Source organism: Enterocloster citroniae, assembly GCF_040545455.1.
Classification (GTDB): Bacteria; Bacillota; Clostridia; order Lachnospirales; family Lachnospiraceae; genus Enterocloster; species Enterocloster citroniae.
Genome location: NZ_JBEPLZ010000005.1, coordinates 78,858 through 105,430 on the forward strand (window position 1 = coordinate 78,858; position 26,573 = coordinate 105,430).

Sequence of the window (26,573 nt, forward strand, 5' to 3'; positions counted from 1 at the left end):
TTACTCATTCTCCTGGGGAACCGCTGTTGCGGAAACTGCCCGCTTACGGTTCTCATCCTTGTCATTGGTCACATTGCCGTCCCCGCTCACCGGAATGGAGTCTCCAAGGTAGGTGGGTTTTGGCATCACAATGGTGTAGATCAGGTCCTTTGGCCGTGCCAGAAGTTCCCTCACATCCCTCATCCGCTGCCCCCCGTAGGTTCTGGGGTCCGAGGCCACGCCGTAAGCCTCCATGCCCATGGACTGAGCCACATAGAGGGCGCGGTACATATGGTAGCGCTGGGTCACGATCACAATCTTCTTCACCTGGAAAATGTCCCTGGCGCGGTACATGCTCTCATAGGTGGAAAAACCTGCATGGTCCATAAAAATATTCTCAGAGGGAACCGCCCTGTCAATGGCAAACTGTTTCATCAGGTTCACCTCGTCATAGTTGACCTTTCCGTGGTCACCGCTCATGAGAAGTTTGTCCGATACATGTTCATCATAAAGCCGGATCCCCTGATCCAGCCGGTCGCTCAGCATACCCGATGGAGTACCGTCAGGCCTGACGCCGCAGCCCAGCACCATAATACAGTCCACATCCTCCAGTTCCCCGGCCTGGTCCGCGGTCAGGATATACTTTTCCTCTTTGCGGATCATATACAGATTCACCAAAAACATCACCAGGCATCCTGCCAATCCCAAAACCAGCAGCACTCTGACCGTCTTCCTCACAAATGACCTTATCTTCATCCCGCAAGCCTTCCTTTCCCGCCATCTCCCCCGGCATGTTTATATATCAGCAAAGCCGCACTTCCCGTGCATGACTACGGGAAAATGCGGCTTTTATGATCTTATCTGGTAATCCCTTATTTAACAGCGATTGCTTCGATCTCACACAGCACGCCCTTTGGAAGGGTCTTAACAGCCACACAGCTTCTGGCTGGCTTGGAAGTGAAATACTTAGCATATACTTCGTTAAATGCAGCAAAGTCACCCATATCTGCCAGGAAGCAGGTGGTCTTAAATACCTTGTCAAAGCCGCTGCCTGCTGCTTCCAGGATGGCGCCCACATTTTTGCAGCTCTGCTCAGCCTGTGCTGCAATGCCCTCAGGAGTAGTGCCGTCTGCCGGGTTTACAGGAATCTGCCCGGAAGTATAAACCATTCCGTTTACTTCAAATCCCTGAGAATATGGTCCAATTGCGCCTGGTGCTTTTTCTGTACTGATTACGTTCATTGTAAATCCTCCTTAATTTAGGGGAAATGTCCGTACGTTCATATATTCCCCATATTATTATTTTTCATTCTTACGCGTTCACACGAACCCCATAGCCATTATATCCAATTATTGAAAATGTTGCAATAGCTTTGTTATCTATGGCGGATCTGTTATTGCCCGGATCCAAGATACTGCAAAAGAATCTCCCTTGTGTTCCGCTTTGGATCCTCCAGCACAAACTCCAGAAGCCCGGCCAGCGCTGCGCCCACTTCCTTTCCCGGCTTCACGCCCGCCTCCATGATATCGTGTCCGCTGACTGCCAAAGTTTTCAGGCTGATGCAGTCCCCCCGGCAGCGGATCTCCTCCGCCAGCCGGGCAATGAGTTCCAGTTCCTCCCCTGTCTCCGGCCGGGGTTCCCCTGTCTTAAGATCCGGTTCGGCCAGACACATTTTCAGCGACAGCAGATCATCAAACAAATCCGGTTCCATCCGGCTCATCACAACCCGGATCGAATGTTTGTCCGGTGTAATCCTGGTTCCCTGCCAGTGAACAAGGGTCTTTGCCTTGTTTATAGTATCATTATCCAGTTTCAGATCTTTTAGCACGGCCTCCGCATGGTCCGGCGTGCATCTGCGCAGAAAGCCTGCCCAGCGCATGTGCTTTTCAGGAGCAATGGACGCGGGGATCAGGGGAACCCTGCGGTCCGTCCGTTCCACTGCGCTCTGAAAAGAGGCCGGAACCTTTCCGGCTTCCTCTTCTCTCCAGTATGCCCGGTGAAATGCGTCAGACACATAGGAACTGATCCCCGTCTCATACACCAGCTCCATATGCCCCGGATGGCTGCTTAAAAGCAGCTTTGTAAGTTCGGTCTGGATACGCTCCTTGCTCACATGGACCATGTTGGGAGCGATCTTCCTGATGGCCTCATAAGTCCTGTCCTCAATTAAAAACCCTAACTGGGCGGAAAAACGGATGGCCCGCAGGATCCTCAGGGCATCCTCTGTAAAGCGGTCCATGGGTTCCCCCACACATCGGATGATCCCTTTCTTCAGGTCCTCCGCACCGCCAAATTCATCCACAAAACCGGTCCGGCTGTTGTATGCCATGGCATTGATCGTGAAGTCCCGGCGCTTTAGATCCTCCGCCAGGTTGGGGGTGAATTCCACATGGTTGGGATGGCGTCCGTCAGAGTACTCCCCATCAATGCGGTATGTGGTGACCTCATAGCCCTCATTCCCCATCATCACAGTCACAGTGCCGTGCTGGATCCCTGTGTCCACCGTGCGGCGGAACACCTGCTTCACCTGGTCAGGCAGGGCACTGGTGGTGATATCCCAGTCTCCCGGCTCCCGCCCCAGCATCATATCCCTGACACAGCCGCCAACAACATATGCCTCATATCCATATTCATTCAGTTTACCGATGATCTCCTCTGCGGGAGCAGGTATGCTAATCTTCATATTATGGTTCCATTCCTTATAGTTTGTCTCTACCTGCTCTATTTTACCAGCTTTTTATTGCATTTTCCAGTCCGGATTATGCAGCATTTTGCCGTGCATCTTACTGTGTGTCTTGCTGTGCCCTGAGTTTCCTGCTCTTCTCGTAGTACTGTCTGCGCACATCCTGGGGTACAAGGTTTCCTCCTGTGGCCCAGGCGATGTGAACGGCCTGCGCCATCTGACCCTCAAGTCCGTGTTCCTTCAGGAACTTTCTTCCCTCAGGACTGGAACACAGTTTGGCCGGTCCCTGGAAGGCAGCACAGGAGCTGGGCTCTATGAAGATCCCCTCCTCGTCCATGAGCGCACCCATGAACCGGTACAGATTGTCATCCCCTATGGTAAACTCTCCTGCCAGCATATGTGCAATGGTCTTTCCCACAAATTTGGACGGCCGCCCCACTGCCAGCCCATCCGCCGCAGTCTGACCGGAAAGCCCGATGTCCTGGACACAAATATCATTGTGAAGCCCTGTCATAACCCCCAGAAGCATACATGGGGCCTGCACCGGTTCCTCAAAGAAACAGTATACATGATCCCCAAAAACCTGTTTTAACCCAAATGCCACGCCTCCGGGGGCGCCTCCCACTCCGCAGGGAATGTATACAAACAGAGGATGTTCCCCATCCACCGTCACACCTGTCCCGTCCAGCTGCGTTTTCAGGCGCTTGGCTGCTACGGAGTACCCCAGGAACAGATTCACGGAATTCTCATCATCCACAAAATAGCTCATTGGATCCTCCTTTGCCAATTTCCTCCCCTGTTTTACAGCTTCGCTGTAATCGGAAGCATATTCCATCACGTGGACACCCTTTTGCCGCAGCAGATCCTTTTTCCACTGCTTCGCATCCATGGACATATGTACAGTCACATTATATCCCAGGGCAGCGCTAATGATTCCGATGGACAACCCCAGATTTCCGGTGGATCCCACATGGATGGAATGCCTGTGAAAAAATTCCCGGAACCGGGGAAGGGCAAATTTCTCATAGTTGTCCTCCCTTGTGATCATTCCCTGCTCCAATGCCAGGTCCTCAGAATGCTTCAGTATTTCATAGATACCGCCTCTTGCCTTTACCGAACCGGCCACTGCCAGGTTGCTGTCCATTTTTAACATCAGACGGCCCTCCAGCCCGGCCCTCCATTGTGTGTTCAGGCAGTCTTTCATTTTACCGATTTCCTTCAGGGGCGATTCGATCAATCCTCCCCACTCCTCTGTTTCAGGAAATTCCCTCTCAATAAAAGGGGCAAAACGTGTCCATCTGCGCTCTGCATCATCTATATCATCCACGGAAAGGGTCAGCCCCTCCATGGCAGATTTCGTATCCATCAGGCCTTCATTCATCCATATGACCGCTTTGGCCTGTTCCATATCCTTTATTAAAGGATACTTGTTTTTTAACTCCTGTACATTTACCACCATATCAGATTCGTCCTTTCAATAATACCGGACCGCCCTGAGGCAGGATGCGCCGCAGGGCCGGACCTTTTAATGCAGGGAAAGCCTAATCTCCCATTATATCTTTTACAAACCTTTTTGTATAATCCAAAAGTTCCCTTTGCCAGGATACCCTGTCATAACCATGGGTTGCGCCGGAGATCACATGGCGCACAGCCTTTGGCACTGTCTCCTGATATCTGCGGGAATTATATACCGGCACGTCTTTATCGCCATCTCCCTGTATCAGCCTCAATGGCTTTTTAAAATTCCGTATGGCGGCCAGAGGGTCAATCTGCGGTGCGTCCAGCCCCTCAAAAAATTCATGGGAAACCAAGTCGCCCATAAAGTCCACATCATTTCCCTGAAGTCCTTTTTCAAATAATTCCTCCCCCAGCAGATGGCGGAAATTGGCATAGGGTTCACTGCATGGGCTCCACAGCAAAATACCATCCAACGGAACCTCATTGCACAGCACAGATGTGACAATGCCTCCCATGCTGTAGCCCAGTATCATAAATTTATCCGGCTTCACCTGCTCTTCAATCCAATGCAGGACCACCTTTGTATCTTCAATCTCCCCGTAAATGGTAGTGTAATGGCTGTCCCCTTCGCTGTCCCCTGCGCCCACACAGTCAAAGCGGCAGATGGTATAGCCCTCCTCCTGAAGCTCATGGCCAGCATTCACCATGATGCGGTGAGGCGTTATCTTGTTTCCAAAAAATCCATGTTTATAAAGGATCACTTTCTTCCCCCGCGCAGCCGGGTCCTTGTATTCCAGCAGGCAGACCATATCCTTTCCCCTGCTCTTTAATGTAAATGCCTCAATCATAAATTATTCCCTCCTTTGTCAGTCCTTTGGTTCTTCCTTCACCGGCTCTCCATTCTCTCCCTCAAAAATACGACCCCAACCAATCAGGATTGCAAACAGCATCACAAACCACAGGATGCATGGATAGAAGCAGGTAAAAAGAAATGCGTTAGGAGACAACACTTCCACAAAATCATAGGTTGTGGACAGTGTCTTCATGATTCCCAGCAAAAGCAGTACACTGCCGCCAAAGGGCATGCAGGCGTTAAAGGAATCACACGCCACAGCCAGGAAGTTGGCTCTGCGGTACGGGTGAAGCTTTGCCTTCTGTCCCACTGCATTTACCAGTGGCGATGCGCAGATGTTTGGAATGGTGTTGATCGCACTGATCAGAACGGAGAACACACTGCTGAACAGGAAGATGAGAAGCTCCGCCCCCCTGGTGGTTTTAATGTTCCTGCTGAGATGCTCCACCAGTTCTTCCATATATCCGCTGGAAATGAGCAGGGAACCCATGGAAACTACAACCATCAAAAGAATACACACGCTAAGCATTCCAGCCACGCCGTCCGGAAATGCTCCCATAGCTGCTCCATTTTCAATGCGGAACAGGTCTGAAAATCCAAATAATCCTCCTCCCAAACCTACAGCTACTGCAATGATAATCCCTACAGGAAGGGTAACAAACAGGTTGTTCCCCATAACCGCCATTCCGATAACAATCACAGTGGGGACCAACATAAGAAGTCCGGCAGGATTCTGGTTCTCAGCAAGCAGGGCCGCCGCCACACCAGTGTCCAGTCCCTGTCCCGACTTGGCTCCCCCGAATATGGCATACAGCACAATTGAAATAAGGAACGTGACTATAACGTATTTGGAACGGTCCTTAACAGCGCCGCCGATTTCCGCACTTCCTGACTTTTTTGTGTAAGTCTGGCCTGTGGTAGATACAATGGTCGTGTCTGAGACAGGTGCAATATTATCTCCAAAAATAGCTCCCGATATAATAGCGCCTCCCAGCACTGCAGGATTGCATCCCATAAGGATGCCAACAGGATACAAAATATAACTCATGGCTGCCACGGTACCAAAAGCAGCGCCTGTGGCCAGGGCAAATGTAGCTGAAAATAAAAAGGTTGCCACACAAAAGCCTGCTCCTGATAAATGCAGCTTAACACTGAGCCACACCAGTCCCTCTACCAAATGCCCTGATTTTAGTACAGAGCCATAAATGCCCACTATCAGCCAGATAAGAACCGCTGTCATGGCCATCTTATCCCCCAGGCCTTCCAACACAATGTCCCAGTATCTTGGCTTGTCCTTTACCAGCAGCATACCAACAATAAGACCGATTACACCAGAGGCGATCATCATGTTAAGATCCGCCGCATTGATAAATGATAACCCGATTGTAATCACAATGAATACAATGAAGGGCACCAATGACATCCCATTGCCTCCGTAAAACTCCAATTTTTTAGCCTTTTCCATACCGCTTCTCCTTTCGCTTTTGTTTAATGATTGTTAATTGTAACTTAACCATATATTAATATATACTTTACATTTTGTAAAGTACTTTTTATCTATTTTTTATATTTTTACTATGATATTAGCTATTCAATGTATATATGCAACAAAAAAGCTGCGATCATAGTTAATCACAGCTTAACGCATATTATTATTACATTTTGCTTATATCAACTTGCATTTAAAAACTGGGGGGTGTGATCGCAAATATTACCTGCACAATGGTCCCTCCCTGATTGTTCCACTGATGAGGAGTTAAAGGAGGTATACGGATACTGTCTCCCTCCTCCAGCCGGTAAGGAACCCCGGCAACGGTAATCTCCACACTGCCATTGATGACATATGCCACTTCCTCACCCGCATGTTCCTGAGGATTTCTTCCCGAAGTTAATCCCGGCGGTATGGACATCATACAGAATTCAATGCTTCCCCTTACATCCGGGGTCAAAAGAGTATAAGCCAGATCTGCATCCGGATGTCCGATCGTCTTGTTCTCCCCCCTCCTTACAATCATCTGTACCTGTGGCAGATCCTCCTTAAAAAACTTGAACATGGGCACTTCCAGCGCCTGGGCTATAGCCTTTAGCGTACTTATGGAAGGGTTTACCAAGTCCCTTTCTATCTGGCTGAGCATAGAGGCAGTCATGCCAGCGCGTTTAGCCAGTTCCCGAAGGCTCATGCCTCTCATGTTGCGGAAATCCTGGACTTTTTTTCCTAAGTTAATTTCTTCCATCATTCAATAACTCCCCCGTGACTCACTTGTAAAACATTGGTCTTGCTTTATCATATCACAGTTTCCTATTTTATTGTACTATTTATCTATTCTTTAGAACTATCGCCAAAAAGGACATGAGGTATCATTCCCCATGCCCTTCCCTTTGACAATGCCTTTTTCTTAATGCCTGCATCACAATGTCCGCCTTATAAAGTCTGTTTCACAGCATACAGCCAGTCATTAATATGCCCGTCCCCAGTAAACCATCTTCTTGGCAGGTTTTCCGCAGCACACACAGTGGCCGGACAGGCTCTCCTGTACAAATGGCATGCATCTGGAGGTGGCCCCTGTCTCTTCCTTGATCTTATCCTCGCACTCCTGGCATCCGCACCACATGGCCTTTACAAAGCCCGGCTTGCTGTCCACTGTCTTTGCAAACTCATCCCACTCTGTTGCCGCATACGTGTGGGCATCCCTGTGGGCCTTTGCCTTCTCGTACATGGCCTTCTGAATGGTTTCAAGCATTTCTGAAACCTTTGCCTCCAGCTCATCCAGGGAAATAAAGGTCTTTTCATGGGTATCACGGCGTACCAGAACCGCCTGGTTCTTTTCCATATCCTTTGGTCCGATCTCCACACGAAGGGGGATCCCGCGCATCTCGCAATCGGCAAACTTCCAGCCCGGGCTCTTCTCGGAATCATCCGTCTTTACAGAGAAACCAGCCTTCTTAAGGCGGTCCTCCAGTTCAAACGCCTTGTCAAGAACCCCTTCCTTCTGCTGCTGTACCGGCACGATCATCACCTGGACCGGAGCGATTCTGGGAGGAAGCACCAGCCCGTTGTCATCACCGTGTACCATGATCAGGGCGCCGATCATACGTGTGGTCATACCCCAGGATGTCTGGTGTACGTACTTTAGTGTATTGTCCTTGTCCGTGAACTGAATGTCAAAGGCCTTTGCAAATCCATCTCCAAAATTATGGCTGGTCCCTGACTGAAGGGCCTTTCCGTCATGCATCAGAGATTCTATGGTATATGTCGCCTCAGCGCCTGCGAACTTCTCTTTGTCGGTCTTCTGTCCTTTGACCACAGGGATTGCCAGAACTTCCTCGCAGAAATCCGCGTATACGTTCAGCATCTGGATGGTTCTGGCCTCCGCTTCCTCAGCGGTTGCATGGGCCGTATGGCCTTCCTGCCACAAAAATTCCCTGGAGCGCAGGAACGGACGGGTGGTCTTCTCCCAGCGCACAACGGAACACCACTGGTTGTATACCCTTGGCAGGTCACGGTAGGAGTGGATATCCTTTGAATAGAAATCACAGAACAGGGTTTCGGAAGTAGGCCTTACACACATACGCTCCTGGAGGGGCTCCAGACCGCCGTGGGTCACCCACGCAACCTCAGGCGCAAATCCCTCCACATGATCCTTTTCCTTTTCAAGCAGGCTCTCGGGAATAAAGATAGGCATGTATACATTCTGTACACCTGTCTCCTTAAATCTCCGGTCCAGCTCATTCTGGATATTCTCCCAGATTGCATACCCTGCGGGCTTGATCACCATACATCCCTTAACGCTGGCGTAATCGCACAGCTCAGCCTTCTTTACCACATCCGTATACCACTGGGCAAAATCCTCATCCATGGATGTGATGGCTTCCACCATTTTCTTATTGTCTGCCATGACTTTTCTCCTTTTCTTCATCATTGATCAGTTTATCACCTGATCAGCTGGTTCAATGCTTCATTCACTGTTTTACGCAAAAAGAGCCATCCGATCCCATGCATTATATTGTGCAAGGGACCGAATGACTCGGCGGTACCACCCAAGTTAGCGTCCTGTCCATCACTGCCCAGGGTCTGTCCCCGGCAGCCGTTAAACACGAACCGCTCTCTCATAATCCGTTAACGCCGGACTTACGTTGCATTCATCATACAAAGCTCCAGGGCTGGTTGGGCATGTGCTGGCGTAAGGACCTTCCACCGTGAGTCCTCTCTCTGTGACGTGCATCAGGCTTACTATTCCCCTTCAACGCTGTCTGTCATCTATTCATATAACATCATGGTAGGGCGTGTTTAGAACACGCTCCGGATCATTTCTTTCACGTATTGTTGATTTTACGCCAGAAACACTACTTTGTCAATGCTTAAAAGCAAACAATATGCAGGACGTCTCTTATCCCCATCTCTTATCCCCATCTCTTATCTCCATCTTTCATCACCCCATTGGCTCCCTGGTCCATACCTCTACCAGATCCTCCACCAAAAGCAGACCCAGAGGACCCAGTATAAAGCCAAAGAATCCAAACAGTTCCAGCCCCACATACACGGAAGCCAGGGTCTCAAGGGGCGACAGCCCCACCTGTCCGCCCATCATACGCACCTCCATGATCTGGCGGACAAAGTAGCATACCAGATACAGGACCGTGAGAATGACGGCCTGTTTCCAGTCTCCCATGAGCAGTTCCAGCACGGCCCATGGGATCAGAACAGTACCCGTGCCGAATATAGGCAGGGCGTCCAGTATGCCGATCCCAATACCGGCCATGATGTAATAAGGATTTTTGATCAGGAACATTCCCCCGATACACAGTCCGGTGGTTATGAACAGTATAATTCCCTGGCTCCTAAACCACGCCTTGCCTGTCTGTACCAGCCTTCCGCCTATGAGGTTAAACTCCTTTCTGAAGGTGGACTGATCCCTCCTCACCCTCAGATCCTCCATCTCCTGAAGACTTAAGATAGCTGCCAGGAACACCACCAGACTGACAATTGCCCCCTTTGCAAGGCAGCTGATAATGGACAGGGAATTGGTCATAAGAAAGGGCATGGCTGCAGCCTTTCCCGTGTCTACCAGATTATAAAGCATTTCCCCGGCCATGTCCGCCACACAGTCATACCGCAGTCCAAAGGCAGCCTCCACCCGGTGGCAGCTGCCTGTAAGCCATATGTCAAAGCGGTCGATCCACACAGGAAGCCGCATCATGAGCATTTTTCCCTCTGCACACAGCTTCACTGCTCCCAGATACAGTCCTGTTCCCAGGATAGATACCAATATGAGAAATTCCACGCCTCCGATCACTCCAATAGGCATGTGGTATCTCTTTCCCTTCACAGTAACCCTCATCCGGTATGCCAGGAAACGGGCGGACGGGCGAAGGAGCAATGCAAAAATATAACCCACGAAAAAAGGAGCCACGAGGGGCAGCAGGTATTTAAACCCGGCATACACCGCTCCCGTGGTTCCTGTTATGATTAATAATTTCTTCAGTTTCTTACCGGGCTTTTCCATGGACTCACCTGTTTCTGATTCGTACTTCCTTTGTACCCTCTTAGTATGAGCCGATGGTTGGAAAATATACCAGCCACTTTTTTCTAATATTCAATCAAAAGTAACTTCATTAAACCATGTATCCGCCCTTCATAGGGGACACTGCATGTTCAGAGAAGATCTTAAGCACACCCTTTGTATACTTAGGCGGCATTGGCTTCCAGGCTTTCTTTCTCTCTGCCAGGATCCGGCCGATCTCCTCCTTGGGAAGTTCCTCTCCCTTAACGCCAATGATCTCCAGTACCCGGGCCGGGATATCGATGCGGATCAGGTCATCCTCCTCCACCAGGGCAATGGGACCTCCCTGGGCTGCTTCCGGTGACACATGACCGATGGCCGGCCCCTTGGATGCGCCTGAGAACCGTCCGTCCGTGATCAGGGCAATGGTCTTGCCAAGTTCAGGGTCAGAGGAAATAGCCTCTGTGGTATAGAACATTTCCGGCATGCCGGAGCCCTTAGGTCCTTCATAGCGGATGAATACAGCATCCCCCGGCTTGATCCTCTTGGAAATAACAGCCTCAATGGCATCCTCCTCACAGTTAAAGGGCCTTGCCCTGAGAACTGCCTGGAACATTTCCTTTGGAACCGCAGAGTGTTTTACAACAGCCCCTTCCGGCGCAAGGTTGCCCCTTAATATGGCAACGGTCCCGTCTGCTCCAATGGGCTGGTCAAATGTACGGATCACATCCGTGCGCTTTAGCCCCCATTGCTCCAGGTATCCCTCACATTTATCATAAAAACCGTTGTTCTTCAGCTCTTCCAGGTTTTCTCCCAGGGTCTTGCCTGTTACGGTCATCACATCCAGGTGAAGCATGGATTTAATCTCCTCCATCACCGCAGGAACACCGCCTGCATAATAGAAGAACTGAGCCGGCCACTTTCCCGCGGGCCTGATATCCAGCAGATAGTGGGCGCCCCTGTGCATGCGGTCAAAGGTATCCCCATCTATCTCCAGGCCGAACTCGTGGGCAATAGCGGGAATGTGGAGCAGTGAGTTGGTGGAACCGGAAATAGCTGCGTGTACCATGATCGCATTCTCAAATGACTTCATAGTCACAATATCGCTGGCCTTAATGCCTTTTCGTGCCAGCTCCATCACCTGTACCCCTGCCTTATAAGCCATTTCCTTTAAGTCCCCACAGGTGGCCGGCATTAAAGCGGAGCCGGGAAGCATAAGGCCCAGGGCCTCTGCCGTCACCTGCATGGTGGAAGCAGTCCCCATAAATGAACAGGCGCCGCAGGAGGGACATGCATGGTGTTTGTAGTAAGTCAGTTTTTCCTCTGTGATCTCCCCTCTCTGGCACATGGCAGAGTAGGCGCCGATCTGTTCCAGGGTCAGCAGGTCCGGGCCTGCATCCATCACCCCTCCGGTGACAACAATGGATGGCATGTCCAGGCGGCCAAGCCCCATGAGACATGCGGGAACGGATTTATCACAGCTGGCAATAAACACACCGCCGTCAAAACCAGTGGACTTTCCATGTATTTCAATCATATTGGCGATCATATCCCGGTGTGCCAGGGAGTAGTTGATCCCATCATGCCCCTGGGAAATACCATCGCAGATATCCGTGGTAAAATACCGGGCGCCCTTTCCTCCGGCGTCAGCAATCCCTTTCAGTGCCTGGTTTACAAACTGGTCCAGATGAGCGCTTCCCGGATGGCTGTCTCCAAAGGTGCTCTCCACCATGATCTGCGGTTTATCCAGATCCTCAACCGTCCACCCCATTCCAATCTTTAATGGATCATTCTCAGGAGCAAGCGCTCTCACTTTCTGGCTGTTCAATTCCATGATCATACCTCCTCAGTATAATAATTCATCAGATGTTTTCTGGTTTTATAGTAGCATTATTCATTATTTTTTTCAAGTCATCAGACTACATTTCCATTTTTTCATTAAAATATGCCTATTTAGATTGTGCATTTTATACAAACCTCGTAACAGTTCAGGACGGCGTGAACAGTTACCAAACTTCCTTAGAATAAAAAACATCCACAGATAAACTCCCCATTGCCGGCCTTAAGCCGCTCTCAAGGTTTTATCCATAGATGTCATCAGACTGCTTTTTATCACAGCACGTATTTATTTACTGCTTCATCATGTCCTTTATCATATTCCTGTTAAATGTCATATGCATCATCATGGCCGACTTTGCTCCCATGGGATCCCTTTCCGCAATGGCATCGGTCACGGCCCGATGGGTCATGATGGTTTCCTGGGTCAGTTTTCTGTGAGTTACATTTACAAACATCATAACAGCCGTATCAATGATAGGTACCAGCTGTTCCACCACCATATTGCCGGAACACTTTGCCACCGCTGTGTGGAAAGCGATGTCCTCCTCAATATAGTTTTCCCCTGTTTCAATCTTTTGCTCAATGACGGCGCACAGTTCCCTGAGGCGTTCCACATCCCGGGCTGTTGCATTCATGGCAGCCATCTCCGCTATGCCTGGCTCTAATATCATTCGGACATTCACAAGATCCATGGCCAGGGCCATCTTATCCTCCACCGCCCCCAGCCCCAAAGGATCCAGATCCATGGGCGTGGTGCTGACCACGTAAGTACCGGAGCCTCTGCGCACCTCCAGGATTCCTCTTGATATAAGAAGCTTTACCGCTTCCCTGATCGTGCTTCTGCCAACCCCAAACTTTTCCCCCAGTTCAAACTCATTCGGCAGCTTGGCCCCTATGGCAATAGGGGTATTCAGTATGTACTGGTATATCTGTTCCTGAACCTGCTCCGCAAGCAGCTTGCTTTTTAAGTGAGACAGTTCTCCCATAACGTTATGTACCGGTGCAATTACTGCAGCAATCCTTTCCTAGAATATGTTTAAAAATTGTCCCCCGCCGGCTGTACGCCGCAATTTTACATATTCTAAATTCTCTCCAGACTATTGTACCAAAAATTACCCATTGGTACAAGTCCAACCACAATCACCCTCTTTCTATTTTTTCCTGTTGGTTGTATAATGAATGTAATTTATGCACATACAACGGACCGGCCAATGGGCTGTATGTATCAGGCCCTATGATAATGAGGAGAGGCAATTATGTCTGCTGACAATCTGATGAATCTGCTAAATGCGCTGACTGAGACAAGCGTTTATGTCATCGATGAAAGGAACCACCAGCTGCTGTATTTTAACCGGCGATGTAAGGATACCGGGCGCGGGAAAGCTGCCCTTGGAATGAGGTGCAATGAGGTATGGCCCGAGGTATGCGCCAATTGTCCCCTGGATGCCCTGAAGGACGGTCCGTCCAGCCATATTGTATGTTACGACCCCCTGCTGGGATCCACGGTAGATGTTACTGCCAACCGGATCGCATGGGATGGCCGTATCCCCGCCGTGGTGGTGACCGCCACGCCCCACCGCCTTAACTTTGAGGAGGAACAGGGCGTCCATAAGATAAGGCAGATGTATGCCCAAAGCCTTGTGACCGTCTTTGACGAGTGCATCATTGCCAACCTGACCGCGGACTATTATGTAAACTGCCAAAAGGACGCTATGTGGAGCCATATTCCGGAACAGGGGAATTTTGGCGCCGAAAACAGAAAATATGCCCAGAAAACCCTGCATCCCGATGATCTGGAGGCGTTTAACCAGGCGTTTTCCCGGGAAGCAATGATTAAGTTATTCGGGGAAGGAAAAAGACATATTACAAGACGGCTGCGCCGCATACTCAGTGACGGGACCTACCACATGGTAGAATTCTCAGCCGCTCTCCTTGATTCAAAGGAGGACCGGCAGGAGAACCGGGACATTTGGTGTGTCCTGGTCTTCCGGGACATACAGGACGAATTTTTGCTGGAAATACAGCGGAATCTTGAAGTCAGCCAGCTGGCCACAGCTGCCCGGGCTGCCTATCATATGCTGATCGCTGTGAACCTGACCCAGAATACATATAAAATGCTGGAGTACAACCGTTTTCCGGTAAAGCGCCCCGGCAGCCACGGTTGCTTTGATGATCTGATCCAATCTGAATGTGCCACGGTCCATCCGGATTACCGCCAGGAATTCCTGGACAAATTCCTGCGAAGCCATCTGACCCGGACCTTTCTTCAGGGCGAACGCATTGTCTCCATGAAAGTCCCCCATCTGGGTGAGGACGGAATCTATCACTGGAATTTCACCCAGGTAGTGCGGGTGATCAGTCCTTATACGGACGACATCATTGAAATCACTCTTTCCAGGAATATTGATGATGAACGCCGTATGCAGGAGGAAGCCCTGGAAAAAGAGCGTCAGGCCAAACAGCTTCTGGAGGAGGCCCTGGAAAAGGCAAAAAAAGCCAGCCAGGCCAAAAGCGACTTCCTGTCTAAGATGAGCCACGACATCCGCACCCCCATGAACGCAATTGTAGGAATGACCGAGCTGGCCCGCCTCCATGTGGATGAGGAAGAAAAGATACGGGATTACCTTGAAAAAATAGCCAGCTCCGGAGCCCATCTTCTCAGCCTGATCAATGAGGTGCTGGACGTGAGCAAGATTGAAAGCGGCGCCGCGGAACTTGCGGAACGTGAACTTGACCTGAGAAGCCTTGTGATGAATGCGGTGGAAATCGTGCGCATTCCCATGGACAACAAACATCAGACCCTGTCCGTCCATATAGATAAAGAACTTTATCCCCATGTAACAGGGGATGAGATGCGCCTCAAACAGGTACTGGTCAATATCCTTGAAAATGCCTCCAAATACACAGGGGAAAACGGCAGAATCTCCATTTCCCTAAGTGAGATCAAGCCTTTGGACCAGCACGCGGGAACCTACCGCTTTGTTATTGAGGACACGGGCAGCGGAATGAAACCCGAGTATTTAAAGCATATCTTTGAACCCTTCAGCCGGGCGGATGACAGCAGGACCAGTAAAATTCCCGGAACCGGGCTGGGGATGACCATTGTAAAGAATATCATCTCCATGATGGGCGGAGAGATTTCAGTGGAAAGCGAATATGGAAAAGGATCACGATTTATCATAACACTTTACCTGGCCAAATGCGGTACAGGCTATTCCCTGACCCGGAAAAAGGAAATTCCCCCCGTGGAATCCTTCCCTGAATTCCGTGTGCTTTTGGTGGAAGATAATGAGATCAACCGCCAGATCGCGACAGAGATGCTGGAAATGCTGGGCGCCACCGTGGAAATTGCTGTGAACGGGCGCCAGGCCGTGGATGCCGTGTGTTCCCACCCCGCCCTGTACTACGATATCGTGTTCATGGACATACAAATGCCTGTACTGAACGGCTATGATGCCGCCAGGGAGATCCGCAGTTCAGGAATGGAACGCATCAATGAACTCCCCATTATCGCCATGACAGCGGACGCATTTGCCGAGGATGCAAATCGGGCCCATCTGGCCGGTATGGACGGTCATCTGGCCAAGCCTGTTTCCATCGACCAGCTGAAGCAGGCCCTTTCCAGATGTCTTGTTTGGAAGCGGGAAAACCGGGTACAGTAGCTGCACTAACATATTCCGGGGAGATACGCAGGCGTATGCGGGAGATTTCTGCATGTTGAGGGATTCTGTTTTCTTTATTTCAGCCAGGTCACTGACAGGACAAACATTACCTCGGCGCCGCATAGAGGCTGGCAGCCTCTATGGCTGCCTAATTATATGAAAGATTCTAGTCCTCCTTCATACGGCGGAAAACTCCATGACATCAGAAATAGTGTCCAGCTTTTAACAGCAATTACATCATCCATTCTAGCGAACCGAACTTCTGTCATCAAAATATGGCTGTAAAATTATAACATACCCTCCGCGGACAAGGAGACACACGGTTTTGCACCACAGATTTGTGACTGCGGCATTACTGTCACCCGGCGTACATCCATACGCCCCTTCCAGTGCCTTGCAAAATCACAGACCCGTTGCGTGAGTGCCCCTGTCCACTGAGGGTGGTTATTTATGATGATTTATGATATTAAACAATAGTCTCAATGTTTATCCCTATATCTACTGGTAAATCCTTCTCTAATATTGCTTTATAGTAAATTGTAGCCAACTTTGTAGCCCGTTTGTCAATCATCTCATCATTCCATTTGGGATTGCTATTAATAAATTTAGCCACCCATGGGTATTTCGACTGTTCATAAAAAGGAATTTTATCTGCATAACATCTATTTCCTGCATCACTATTTATTTTTCCCTCCAAGAGAATCAAGTTTCCTATGTTTAGCGCATGCCCCTCTGTAGTCTCAGGAAGAATATGTTCAATACTTCCATCATCTTCAAAGGCTTCTTTACCGCCAAAGTGCGAATTCAATTTATAAATTGCATACTTGGTCTTTATATTTAATGGACTGTCTCTTTTTACAAAAAGCAACTCCTTAAAACGAATAGCAAATAAATCATAACTTGGATATAATTTATCAAGTGGTTCTATTAACTTTCGTTGTACAATGGCACTTGTTTCTGATTTATCCGTACTCTTTCTTAGAGCAATAGCAAAACGAGAATAAATCGATTCCAAATTATTAGTTCTTAATGAACAAATAGCAGTGAAAGCAAAGTGAAAATTCTCCATTGCTAAAACAGCTTTTTTAAACTGGTCCGAAGATATTATTTCACGCTCTTTTACATCATATAGTGCAAGAAGTGCTATTCTTGTCTGTACAATATTAAACGTTTTATTCATGGCATTCAACGATTGTATTAACCAGAAATATTCTTTGCGATTATTGTAATCCTCTCGTTTTGGATTTACTATTTTCATATAGTTTCTAGCATTTAGGCGGAGATCCTCTAGAAATTGCTGATAAACACTTTCATTTTTATTAATTATTTTTATAAAATTATCGTAAAGTGCAGTAGCATTACACCTTTGATACTTAGATATCCAGTAATGCCTAAAAAAAGTAGCCAGCCCTACGGTCTCGTCTCCAGTATTTAAAATACTCTTGATTTCTCCCCAACACTCTTCTGCAAATGTTCCTATAACACCATCCCGTAACTCCTCGAAAATTTTATTTTTTATCAAGTCAATATACACCAGTCTTTTTCCTTTTGCATTTAAAATTGCAAAAATTCTGTTTGCTTGGTCTTTATCTACAGCGGCGATTGATATAAAAGTACAGTCAAGAACCTGATCACGTAATGCCTTCAAAATATCCGCATGTGAAAAGGTTTTAACAGTATCTTCTCCTATTCTCTTTTTTAACACTTTCTTTAACATATCTTCGGATGTCTGCTGCCAAAAATATTCATAAGTTTCTTTTATACAATTTTCTTCTTCGCTGCTAGGCTCCTCAACAACCTTCTTCTCTCTATCCTGTATAAAGTACAAAAAATATGGATAACTGCTACGGCTTTGCAATACACGCACATCCGTTCCATTATCATCAGCTGTCATAATATAATTAAATAATTGTTTACTGAGCGTATCCTCTCCCATTTCACGAAACCTGTCTGATAATGCTGAGAATAATATTGTTATAGTTGTTAATCTCTGTTGACCATCCACAACCTCTATTGGTTTGTCTGGTTTTTCAGCAAAATTCCCAATAAAAAGCATTGTACCTAAAAAGTACTGATCATCACTTATCTTCCCATTAGAAACAATTAAATTGTTCATCATATCTACAAAAAATTCTTGATAATTTTTTTTATCCCATGAATATTCTCTCTGGAATCGAGGAATAACAAACTGACAACCTGATTTTAACAAACTGCGAATATTCTTTTCATCTGGTTTAAAATTCACTGCCAGCACCTCCAGTACAAAAGTATTTCTGTTCTTATCATAGACATTTTATCTTTTAGTTCATCCCTACACAAATTTATGCTGAATTAGATATACTCATAATTTAAAGATACGATATTTTAAAACAGCCCTAAAACGCTACATATTACTAGTTACAATAAATATTTGTATGCTGAATAAATTTTTCATTATTATAAAATCAACAGGTAATCTCCATAGACTACCTGTCATATAACATAATCAACATACTTTTACTCCCACTCCAGACAGACAGTATGCTATATAAGTGAAAATCATTGATTTTAAGGCATTTGCAGGAACTATTAACCAGTAAAATTTATATGAAACCAAATAAAAAATGCAATAAAAATGTAACCGAAGTACAGTCAGATTGATATAGTAAACCTATAAAATCTCAATATGTCCCCTGATAGACGTTCAGCAGTGAGCGTCTATTTTTTTACTCCAAAACCAGAAAGGACGTGATACTACGAAGAAATCACCGCCGCCGGAGCGTTCCCCTCCTCTCCCAGACTGAATCACGAAAACCACTATCAAATACAACATTCAGAAAGGACAGGTAAATCTATATGGAATTAAAATTCGTTATCCCCAACATGGAGAAGACATTCGGCAACTTGGAGTTTGCCGGAGAAGACAAAACAGAGCAGCGGAGAATCAACGGACGCATGGCGGTACTCTCTCGCGGCTTCAACCTTTATTCAGACGTACAGAGGGCAGATGATATTGTGGTTATCCTCCCTGCCGAAGCCGGAGAGAAACATTTTGACTTTGAGGAACGTGTGAAGCTCGTCAATCCCCGTATCACCGCAGAGGGCTATAAAATCGGCACAAGGGGCTTCACCAACTACATTTTACACGCTGACGATATGGTAAAAGTGTAAGGAAAAGGAGGACATCAGACTATGAGATTAGCAAACGGAATCGTGATTGACAAGGAAGCAACATTCGGGACATTGAAATTTTCTGCCCTCCGCCGGGAGGTTCACATCCAGAATGAGGACGGAACTGTGTCGGAAGAAATCAAGGAACGCACCTATGATTTAAAATCCAGAGGGCAGGGGCGTATGATTCAGGTTTCCATCCCTGCCAGCGTGCCGTTAAAGGAGTTCGACTACAACGCAGAAGTGGAAATCATCCATCCGGTGGCGGACACCGTGGCAACGGCTACCTTTCAGGGAGCGGATGTGGACTGGTACATTAAGGCAGAGGATATTATCCTGAAAAAAGGTGTTGCTATGAATCTACAACCGCCAAAGAAAGACCATCCGGCAGAGAAATAAGTCTATGAAATCTATCGCCGGATATGATGAGTATGAGCAGGACTTCCAGCTCCTTGCACTGCCGGAGTACCGCTGGATGGCGGAACAGCTTCTGATAGAAGCATTTGAGGACTACCAGCCCAAGGAGCCATTTCACGTTTACCTGCCGGACTGTTTATGCGGTGAGCCGTCCGGTTATACTTTTTTCTTTGAAGCCTGTACAGAGGGCAGAGGACACTCCCTGCTCTACACGGGCTTTTATTAAAATACTCCCCGGAGAAAGGAGGAATTTCGCCATGAAGCCGTTCCGTTCCCGTGGCAGGCGTATCCGCCCCACGGATAAAGACCTTGTGTTCCATACCGCCCTTGCCGCCTTGCTCCCTGTCTTCCTGCTAATTGTCCTGCTGTTTCATGCAGGGCAGCTTCGCCGGATAGACTGGCAGCATACTTCCCTCTCCCAGATGGTGCAGGGAATAAACCTCCCCTATCTGCTGTTCAGTTTGGGGATAGCCGGGCTTCTCTGTCTGGGGACTGCCTGTGCCAGTTACCATTATTGCAGGGATGGGATAAAACAACTCATCCACCGCCAAAAGCTGGCAAGGATGATACTGGAAAATAAGTGGTATGAAGTGGAGCAGGTACAGGCAGACGGCTTTTTCAAGGACCTGTCTTCCAGCCGTTCCAAAGAGAAGATTACCTGCTTTCCCAAAGTCTACTACCAGCTTAAAAACGGGCTGATTCACATCCGGGCGGAAATCACGCTGGGGAAATACCAGGAGCAGCTCTTAAACCTGGAAAAAAAGCTGGAAAGCGGCCTGTACTGTGAACTGACGGGCAAGGAATTAAAGGATTCCTATGTGGAGTACACCCTGCTCTATGATACCATTGCAGGCCGTATCTCCATTGAGGACGTACAGGCAAAAGACGGCAAGCTCCGGCTCATGAAAAATGTCTGGTGGGAGTATGACAAGCTCCCCCATATGCTCATTGCCGGAGGAACCGGCGGCGGAAAGACCTACTTCATCCTGACCCTCATTGAAGCCCTGCTCCGCACTAACGCTGCCCTGTTCGTGTTAGACCCAAAGAACGCCGACCTTGCGGATTTACAGGCGGTCATGCCTGATGTGTACTACAAAAAGGAGGATATGCTCGCCTGCATTGACCGCTTCTATGGAGAAATGATGAAACGCAGCGAAGACATGAAGCTTATGGAGAATTACAGGACAGGGGAAAACTACGCTTACTTAGGGCTTCCGGCACATTTCCTTATCTTTGATGAATATGTGGCATTTATGGAAATGCTCGGCACAAAGGAAAACGCCGCTGTCCTCAACAAGTTAAAACAAATCGTCATGCTCGGGCGGCAGGCTGGTTTCTTCCTGATTCTCGCCTGCCAGCGTCCAGACGCAAAGTATCTGGGGGACGGAATCCGTGACCAGTTCAATTTCCGTGTGGCTCTGGAGCGGATGTCGGAAATGGGCTATGGGATGATGTTCGGGGAAACCACAAAGGATTTCTTCCTAAAGCAGATAAAAGGGCGTGGCTATGTGGATGTGGGAACCAGCGTTATCTCAGAGTTTTACACGCCCCTTGTGCCAAAAGGACACGATTTCCTCAAAGAAATAAAAAAACTTACAGACAGCAGGCAGGGAGTGCAGGCGGCGTGCGAAGCAAAAGCCGCAGAAACGGACTGACCTGCTGTGGCTGGTGTGCCGTAAGGCACGCCAGCATGAACCCCTCGTATCTAACAGAGGGGTACAAATCGACAGGCAACAACCAAACAACAGGGCAGAATCCCACGGTACACAAGGGATTTTCCCATATCCGGCGTGTGTCAACAAGGCTATGAAAGTTGACATACGCTTTTTTAGACAGGAGGGATTTTCACTGAATGAAGAAACATGGGTACGGGAAATCAAAGAAAAACGGGAAATTTACGGTATCTCACAACAGAAACTTGCGTTAGCTGCCGGAATCACCCGTCCGTATCTGAGCGATATTGAAACGGGCAAGGCTCACCCATCCGAAGCATTACAGGAAGCCATCATGGAAGCTCTGGAACGCTTCAATCCAGACGCTCCTCTTGAACTGCTCTTTGACTATGTGCGGATTCGCTTCCCCACTACGGATGTGAAGCATATCGTGGAAGACGTACTGCGGCTAAAGCTGCCTTGCTTTATCCATGAAGACTACGGCTTCTACTCTTACACGGAGCATTACTATCTGGGTGATGTTTTCGTTCTGGTATCGCCGGAACTGGAAAAAGGGGTGCTGCTGGAACTGAAAGGGCGTGGCTGCCGCCAGTTTGAAAGCTATCTGCTGGCGCAGGAACGGAGCTGGTATGAATTTTTCATGGATGTTCTCATGGAAGACGGCGTGATGAAGCGGCTTGACCTTGCCATCAATGACAAAACGGGAATCCTGAACATTCCCCATCTGACAGAGAAGTGCCGGAATGAGGAATGTATCTCGGTCTTCCGCAGCTTCAAAAGCTACCGCAGCGGTGAACTGGTACGGCGTGGGGAAAAAGAATGTATGGGGAACACCCTGTATATCGGTTCCCTCCAAAGTGAGGTGCACTTCTGCATTTATGAAAAGGACTATGAGCAGTACAAGAAGCATGATATTCCCATTGCAGACGCAGAGGTAAAGAACCGTTTTGAAATCCGGCTGAAAAATGAACGTGCCTTTTACGCCATCCGTGACCTGTTAGAACATGACAATCCAGAACGGACAGCCTTTCAAATCATCAACCGCTATGTCCGTTTTGTGGACAGGGACGATACGAAGCCCCGTTCGGACTGGCGTATCAATGAGGAATGGGCGTGGTTCATAGGGGAACGCAGGGGAAGCCTGAAACTGACAACGAAACCGGAACCCTATTCCTTTGAACGCACCCTGCACTGGCTCTCCCATCAGGTAGCACCCACGTTAAAGTTGGCTCTCCGTCTGGATAAGATGAACCACACCCAGATTGTCCATGACATCATCACCCATGCAAAACTGACGGAAAAGCACGAAAAAATCCTAAAGCAGCAAGCCGCCGCTGCAAAGGAGGTGGTGCTTTAACGGCGTCAATCTTAGAACTTAAGGAATCTTACAGGGTAGAAAGGAGCTTTTATGAATTTCGGACAGAATCTTTACAACTGGTTTTTATCCAATGCCCAGTCCCTTGTGCTGCTGGCAATCGTGGTGATTGGACTGTACCTCGGATTTAAGAGGGAATTTTCCAAACTTATCGGCTTTCTGGTGGTTTCCCTTGTAGCGGTCGGTCTGGTCTTCAACGCGGAGGGCGTAAAGGACATCTTACTGGAACTGTTCAATAAGATTATCGGTGCATAGAAAAAAACATATCACACTTCCGTTATGGAGCAAGCTCTGATTGCTTCATGGCGGAAGTCCACTAGGGGCTTGGGGAGCGTAACTCCCCAAACAACCTAACAGAGAAAGGATGTGTTACCGATTGAAGAAATGAGAATCTACATCCTGAACACCACACGGTTTTACCATGAAGATTTTGAGGAATATCCGGGGGCTTGGTTTTCCTGTCCCGTGGATTTTGAGGAAGTCAGGGAACGTCTTGGGGTTCAGAATGAGGAAGAAATTGAAATTGAAGATTATGAGCTGCCGTTTCCATTGGAGGGCAGCACAAGGCTCTGGGAAATCAACGCCCTTTGCCGGATAGTACAGGAAATGCAGGGAACGCCCCTCTATTATGAAATGGATGTGATACAAAAGCGGTGGTTCCATAGCTTTACGGAATTTATCGACAACAAAGACCACATACGCTGCTATCCAGTGCAGGACGGGGAATCCCTCGCCCGTTATCTGGTGCAGGAAACGCAGATATTTGGGGAAGTACATCCAGACCTGATGAACCATATTGATTATACTGCCATTGGTCGGAAACTGGAAACCAGCGAAAACTACCTGTTTACGGACAATGGTATCTTTTCTTACCGCTAAAGGGAGGTGGAAGAACTTGGAGGAAATGCGGATTTACATTGCCAACTTAGGAAAATACAATGAGGGCGAACTGGTAGGGGCATGGTTCACGCCGCCTGTGGATTTTGAGGAAGTTAGGGAACGTATCGGCTTGAATGATGAGTATGAGGAATACGCCATCCATGATTATGAGCTGCCCTTTGCGATTGATGAATACACCCCCATTGAGGAAGTCAACCGCCTGTGTGAAATGGTGGAGGACTTACCGGAATATATTCAGGAAGAACTATCAGAACTGCAATCCTATTTTGGCAGTATCGAAGAACTCTGTGAGCATGAGGACGATATTATCTTCCATTCCGGCTGTGACGATATGGCGGACGTGGCTCGCTACTATCTGGAAGAAACCGGACAGCTTGGGGAACTTACGGCACACTTACAAAACTATATCGACTATGAAGCCTATGGGCGTGACATGGAATTGGAGGGAACTTTTATCGTCACGAACCACGGCGTATATGAAATCTTACGGTAAACCCGTCTGTATCTCCTTTGGGAAGTGCAGGCGGCTTTTTTATTCAGGGGCGGCTTTTGCTGCCCCATCTTTTAGAAAGGACAGACAACATGAAGAAAATACGAAGCTATACCAGTATCTGGTCGGTGGAAAAGATACTCTATTCCATCAATGATTTTAAGCTTCCATTCCCCATCACGTTCACACAGATGGCGTGGTTCGTGATATCGGTGTTTGCGGTTATGCTCTTGGGGAACCTCCCTCCCCTTTCGTTCATTGGCGGGGCATTTTTAAAATATTTCGGCGTACCCTTTGCCCTCACTTGGTTCATGTGCCAGAAGACCTTTGACGGGAAGAAGCCTTACGGCTTCCTGAAATCCGTACTGGCATATCTGGTACGCCCGAAACTGACGTATGCAGGAAAGCCCGTGAAGCTGGAAAAGGAATATCCGGCACAGCCCATCACGGCAGTTAGGAGTGATATTTATGGCATATCCGATTAAGTATATCGAAAATAACCTTGTGTTCAACCATGACGGGGAGTGCTTCGCTTACTATGAGCTGCTTCCCTACAACTATTCCTTTTTAAGCCCCGAACAGAAATATCAGGTACACGATTCCTTCCGGCAGCTTATCGCCCAGAACAGGGACGGGAAGATTCACGCCCTGCAAATCAGCACTGAATCCAGCATACGGGCGGCACAGGAACGCTCCAAACAGGAAGTGACGGGCAAGTTAAAGGACGTTGCCTGTGCAAAGATTGACGCACAGACCGAAGCCCTGATTTCCATGATAGGGGAAAATCAGGTGGACTACCGCTTTTTTATCGGCTTTAAGCTGCTTGTCAATGAGCAGGAAGTCACCATGAAGCAGTTCCGCAGGGAAGCAAAGACCGCCGTTTCCGATTTCCTCCATGAAGTCAACCACAAACTCATGGGGGATTTTGTTTCCATGAGCAATGAGGAAATCTGGCGGTTTCAGAAGATGGAAAAACTGCTGGAAAATAAAATCTCACGCCGCTTTAAAGTCCGGCGGCTTGACAAGGACGATTTTGGTTATCTGATTGAGCATTTATACGGGCAGACTGGAACCGCCTATGAAGATTATGAGTATTACCTGCCGAAGAAGCGGTTTCAGGAGGAAACGCTGGTGAAATACTATGACCTCATCAAACCCACCCGTTGTCTGATAGAGGAAAACCAGCGGTATCTGAAAATCGAACAGGAAGATGGGACGGTCTATGCCGCCTACTTCACCATCAACAGCATTGTGGGGGAACTGGACTTTCCATCCTCGGAAATCTTTTACTATCAACAGCAGCAATTCACCTTTCCCATTGATACCTCTATGAATGTGGAGATTGTCACAAATCGGAAAGCCCTCTCCACGGTGCGGAACAAGAAAAAAGAGCTGAAAGATTTGGATAACCACGCATGGCAGAATGACAGCGAAACCAGTACAAACGTGGTGGACGCTCTGGACAGCGTAAATGAGCTGGAATCCACCTTAGACCAGAGCAAGGAATCCATGTATAAGCTGTCCTATGTGGTGCGTGTGACGGCTCCCGACTTGGAAGAACTGAAACGCCGTTGCAATGAGGTAAAAGATTTTTATGACGATTTGAACGTGAAGCTGGTCCGCCCCTTTGGGGATATGCTGGGGCTGCATGGGGAATTTCTCCCTGCCAGCAAACGGTATATGAACGATTACATCCAGTATGTCACCAGTGACTTCCTCGCGGGTCTAGGCTTTGGTGCAACCCAGATGTTGGGGGAACCGGAGGGCATTTATATCGGGTATAGCCTTGATACGGGAAGAAACGTGTACTTAAAGCCTGCCCTTGCCAGTCAGGGTGTGAAAGGCTCTGTCACCAATGCCCTTGCTGCCGCTTTTGTCGGCTCCCTCGGCGGTGGAAAATCATTCAGCAACAACATGATTGTCTACTACTGTGTATTGTTTGGGGCACAGGCTCTTATCGTTGACCCGAAAGCGGGTGCGAAACGTTCCTGCTTGAAAAGAGTAGGCACAGCACTTCATTAAATCAATATTTAATGTGTGTTGGAGAACTAAACACACGAATAGTCGAATGACGGGGTAACGCCCTGAAAGGCTACTTTAATACTCCGACTGGCAGAAACTTGAGTAAACAAGGCTCTGTCAGAAGCTCGGTGAAGTCGGCAGACAGACACCGTAACAGATAATGCTGACGAAAGATTCCCAGAGGTGGGCGTTGTGTCTTATATGCCGGAAGTCTATAAAATATCTATGGTTAGAATGTAGATGAGAGGTCTACTGACGAATCCTTGAATGTACAGGTCTATATCGGGGCTGGATAGAAATGTCCAGTGACACAAATAGTGTCGCTACTGTGGGTGAGTAAGACTCTGCATTTATGAAAATCCATATAACGTTAAAGGCGTTATCAAGGTAGCAGGCTTATAGAGGAAACCTAAGGATATATGTACAGATAGTGTGTTTGGAACGTTGAAAGCTGACAACATGGAGATTTTACTGTCTGTGAAGTGTTCACATCAGAAAGTTATTGTGAGATTAGCAATGATATAAGGTGTGTTAATGTCAGTGAGAGTGGTGGCACAGTACCTATGAAACC

23 protein-coding genes and 1 pseudogene are annotated in these 26,573 nt (G+C 48.0%); 11 read left to right on the plus strand and 13 right to left on the minus strand.

The features are described 5' to 3' along the window. The 12 genes from ABID13_RS08160 to ABID13_RS08215 form a co-directional block, all read right to left on the minus strand. Window positions 1-735: a SanA/YdcF family protein gene (locus tag ABID13_RS08160; RefSeq protein ID WP_045093002.1), complete on the minus strand. Its 735-nt coding sequence runs from the start codon at window positions 733-735 to the stop codon at window positions 1-3. A 116-nt stretch (window positions 736-851) separates the two neighbouring features. Continuing rightward, the gene (locus ABID13_RS08165) at window positions 852-1,220 is read right to left on the minus strand and encodes a RidA family protein (RefSeq protein WP_007861832.1); all 369 of its coding nucleotides are present in this window, start codon (window positions 1,218-1,220) and stop codon (window positions 852-854) included. Window positions 1,221-1,372: 152 nt separating this feature from the next. After that, window positions 1,373-2,662 carry a CCA tRNA nucleotidyltransferase gene (locus tag ABID13_RS08170; protein WP_048929073.1) on the minus strand — a complete coding sequence of 430 codons (1,290 nt, stop codon included), beginning with the start codon at window positions 2,660-2,662 and terminating at the stop codon, window positions 1,373-1,375. Between the two features lie 100 nt (window positions 2,663-2,762). Next, window positions 2,763-4,121, minus strand: a complete 1,359-nt coding sequence (dsdA, locus tag ABID13_RS08175) for a D-serine ammonia-lyase (protein WP_007861834.1) — start codon at window positions 4,119-4,121, stop codon at window positions 2,763-2,765. Window positions 4,122-4,203: 82 nt separating this feature from the next. Then, window positions 4,204-4,968 carry an alpha/beta hydrolase family protein gene (locus tag ABID13_RS08180; RefSeq protein WP_045093005.1) on the minus strand — a complete coding sequence of 255 codons (765 nt, stop codon included), beginning with the start codon at window positions 4,966-4,968 and terminating at the stop codon, window positions 4,204-4,206. 18 nt (window positions 4,969-4,986) lie between these two features. Beyond that, window positions 4,987-6,438 carry a Na+/H+ antiporter NhaC family protein gene (locus tag ABID13_RS08185; RefSeq protein ID WP_045093006.1) on the minus strand — a complete coding sequence of 484 codons (1,452 nt, stop codon included), beginning with the start codon at window positions 6,436-6,438 and terminating at the stop codon, window positions 4,987-4,989. 217 nt (window positions 6,439-6,655) lie between these two features. Further along, complete coding sequence (locus ABID13_RS08190) at window positions 6,656-7,210, minus strand: cupin domain-containing protein (RefSeq protein WP_082082623.1); 555 nt, start codon at window positions 7,208-7,210, stop codon at window positions 6,656-6,658. A 219-nt stretch (window positions 7,211-7,429) separates the two neighbouring features. Further along, complete coding sequence (gene proS / locus ABID13_RS08195) at window positions 7,430-8,869, minus strand: proline--tRNA ligase (protein ID WP_045093007.1); 1,440 nt, start codon at window positions 8,867-8,869, stop codon at window positions 7,430-7,432. 35 nt (window positions 8,870-8,904) lie between these two features. Next, entirely contained in the window at window positions 8,905-9,084 is a 180-nt protein-coding gene (locus ABID13_RS08200; protein WP_147329427.1) for a hypothetical protein, read from the minus strand. A gap of 319 nt (window positions 9,085-9,403) precedes the next feature. Then, the gene (locus ABID13_RS08205; RefSeq protein ID WP_045093008.1) at window positions 9,404-10,477 is read right to left on the minus strand and encodes an AI-2E family transporter; all 1,074 of its coding nucleotides are present in this window, start codon (window positions 10,475-10,477) and stop codon (window positions 9,404-9,406) included. A 109-nt stretch (window positions 10,478-10,586) separates the two neighbouring features. Then, a complete protein-coding gene (gene ilvD / locus ABID13_RS08210; protein ID WP_048929074.1) occupies window positions 10,587-12,308 on the minus strand; it encodes a dihydroxy-acid dehydratase in 1,722 nt (573 codons plus the stop codon). 295 nt (window positions 12,309-12,603) lie between these two features. Continuing rightward, window positions 12,604-13,299 carry a FadR/GntR family transcriptional regulator gene (locus ABID13_RS08215; RefSeq protein ID WP_007861845.1) on the minus strand — a complete coding sequence of 232 codons (696 nt, stop codon included), beginning with the start codon at window positions 13,297-13,299 and terminating at the stop codon, window positions 12,604-12,606. Window positions 13,300-13,569: 270 nt separating this feature from the next. Here ABID13_RS08215 and ABID13_RS08220 point away from each other — a divergent pair, with 270 nt between their 5' ends. Next, window positions 13,570-15,975, plus strand: coding sequence for an ATP-binding protein (locus ABID13_RS08220; RefSeq protein WP_045093010.1), 2,406 nt, complete (start codon window positions 13,570-13,572; stop codon window positions 15,973-15,975). 466 nt (window positions 15,976-16,441) lie between these two features. Here the strand turns inward: ABID13_RS08220 and ABID13_RS08225 are convergent, their stop codons facing one another. Further along, window positions 16,442-18,220, minus strand: coding sequence for a DUF262 domain-containing protein (locus tag ABID13_RS08225; protein ID WP_048929075.1), 1,779 nt, complete (start codon window positions 18,218-18,220; stop codon window positions 16,442-16,444). Window positions 18,221-18,810: 590 nt separating this feature from the next. Between ABID13_RS08225 and ABID13_RS08230 the strand changes: the two genes are divergently transcribed. From ABID13_RS08230 to ABID13_RS08275, 10 genes and pseudogenes are all read left to right on the plus strand, one after another. Next, window positions 18,811-19,125, plus strand: a complete 315-nt coding sequence (locus ABID13_RS08230) for a YdcP family protein (protein WP_002566144.1) — start codon at window positions 18,811-18,813, stop codon at window positions 19,123-19,125. A gap of 21 nt (window positions 19,126-19,146) precedes the next feature. Then, entirely contained in the window at window positions 19,147-19,524 is a 378-nt protein-coding gene (locus tag ABID13_RS08235; protein WP_002566145.1) for a YdcP family protein, read from the plus strand. Between the two features lie 4 nt (window positions 19,525-19,528). Further along, window positions 19,529-19,768 (plus strand): hypothetical protein, encoded by a 240-nt coding sequence (locus ABID13_RS08240; RefSeq protein ID WP_002566146.1) that lies wholly within the window; start codon window positions 19,529-19,531, stop codon window positions 19,766-19,768. 31 nt (window positions 19,769-19,799) lie between these two features. Then, the gene (locus ABID13_RS08245; protein WP_048929076.1) at window positions 19,800-21,197 is read left to right on the plus strand and encodes an FtsK/SpoIIIE domain-containing protein; all 1,398 of its coding nucleotides are present in this window, start codon (window positions 19,800-19,802) and stop codon (window positions 21,195-21,197) included. A 151-nt stretch (window positions 21,198-21,348) separates the two neighbouring features. After that, window positions 21,349-22,572, plus strand: a complete 1,224-nt coding sequence (gene mobT / locus ABID13_RS08250; RefSeq protein WP_003524072.1) for a MobT family relaxase — start codon at window positions 21,349-21,351, stop codon at window positions 22,570-22,572. Between the two features lie 51 nt (window positions 22,573-22,623). Continuing rightward, a complete protein-coding gene (locus ABID13_RS08255) occupies window positions 22,624-22,845 on the plus strand; it encodes a hypothetical protein (protein WP_002566149.1) in 222 nt (73 codons plus the stop codon). Between the two features lie 129 nt (window positions 22,846-22,974). After that, entirely contained in the window at window positions 22,975-23,469 is a 495-nt protein-coding gene (locus ABID13_RS08260; RefSeq protein WP_007036144.1) for an antirestriction protein ArdA, read from the plus strand. 25 nt (window positions 23,470-23,494) lie between these two features. After that, window positions 23,495-23,983: an antirestriction protein ArdA gene (locus ABID13_RS08265; RefSeq protein ID WP_038286771.1), complete on the plus strand. Its 489-nt coding sequence runs from the start codon at window positions 23,495-23,497 to the stop codon at window positions 23,981-23,983. Window positions 23,984-24,072: 89 nt separating this feature from the next. After that, window positions 24,073-24,465, plus strand: a complete 393-nt coding sequence (locus tag ABID13_RS08270; RefSeq protein ID WP_002566152.1) for a conjugal transfer protein — start codon at window positions 24,073-24,075, stop codon at window positions 24,463-24,465. Beyond that, window positions 24,449-25,954, plus strand: a pseudogene (locus ABID13_RS08275) (ATP-binding protein); the annotation flags it as partial. The gene ABID13_RS08270 and the pseudogene ABID13_RS08275, both read left to right, overlap by 17 nt. Window positions 25,955-26,573 lie beyond the last annotated feature (619 nt).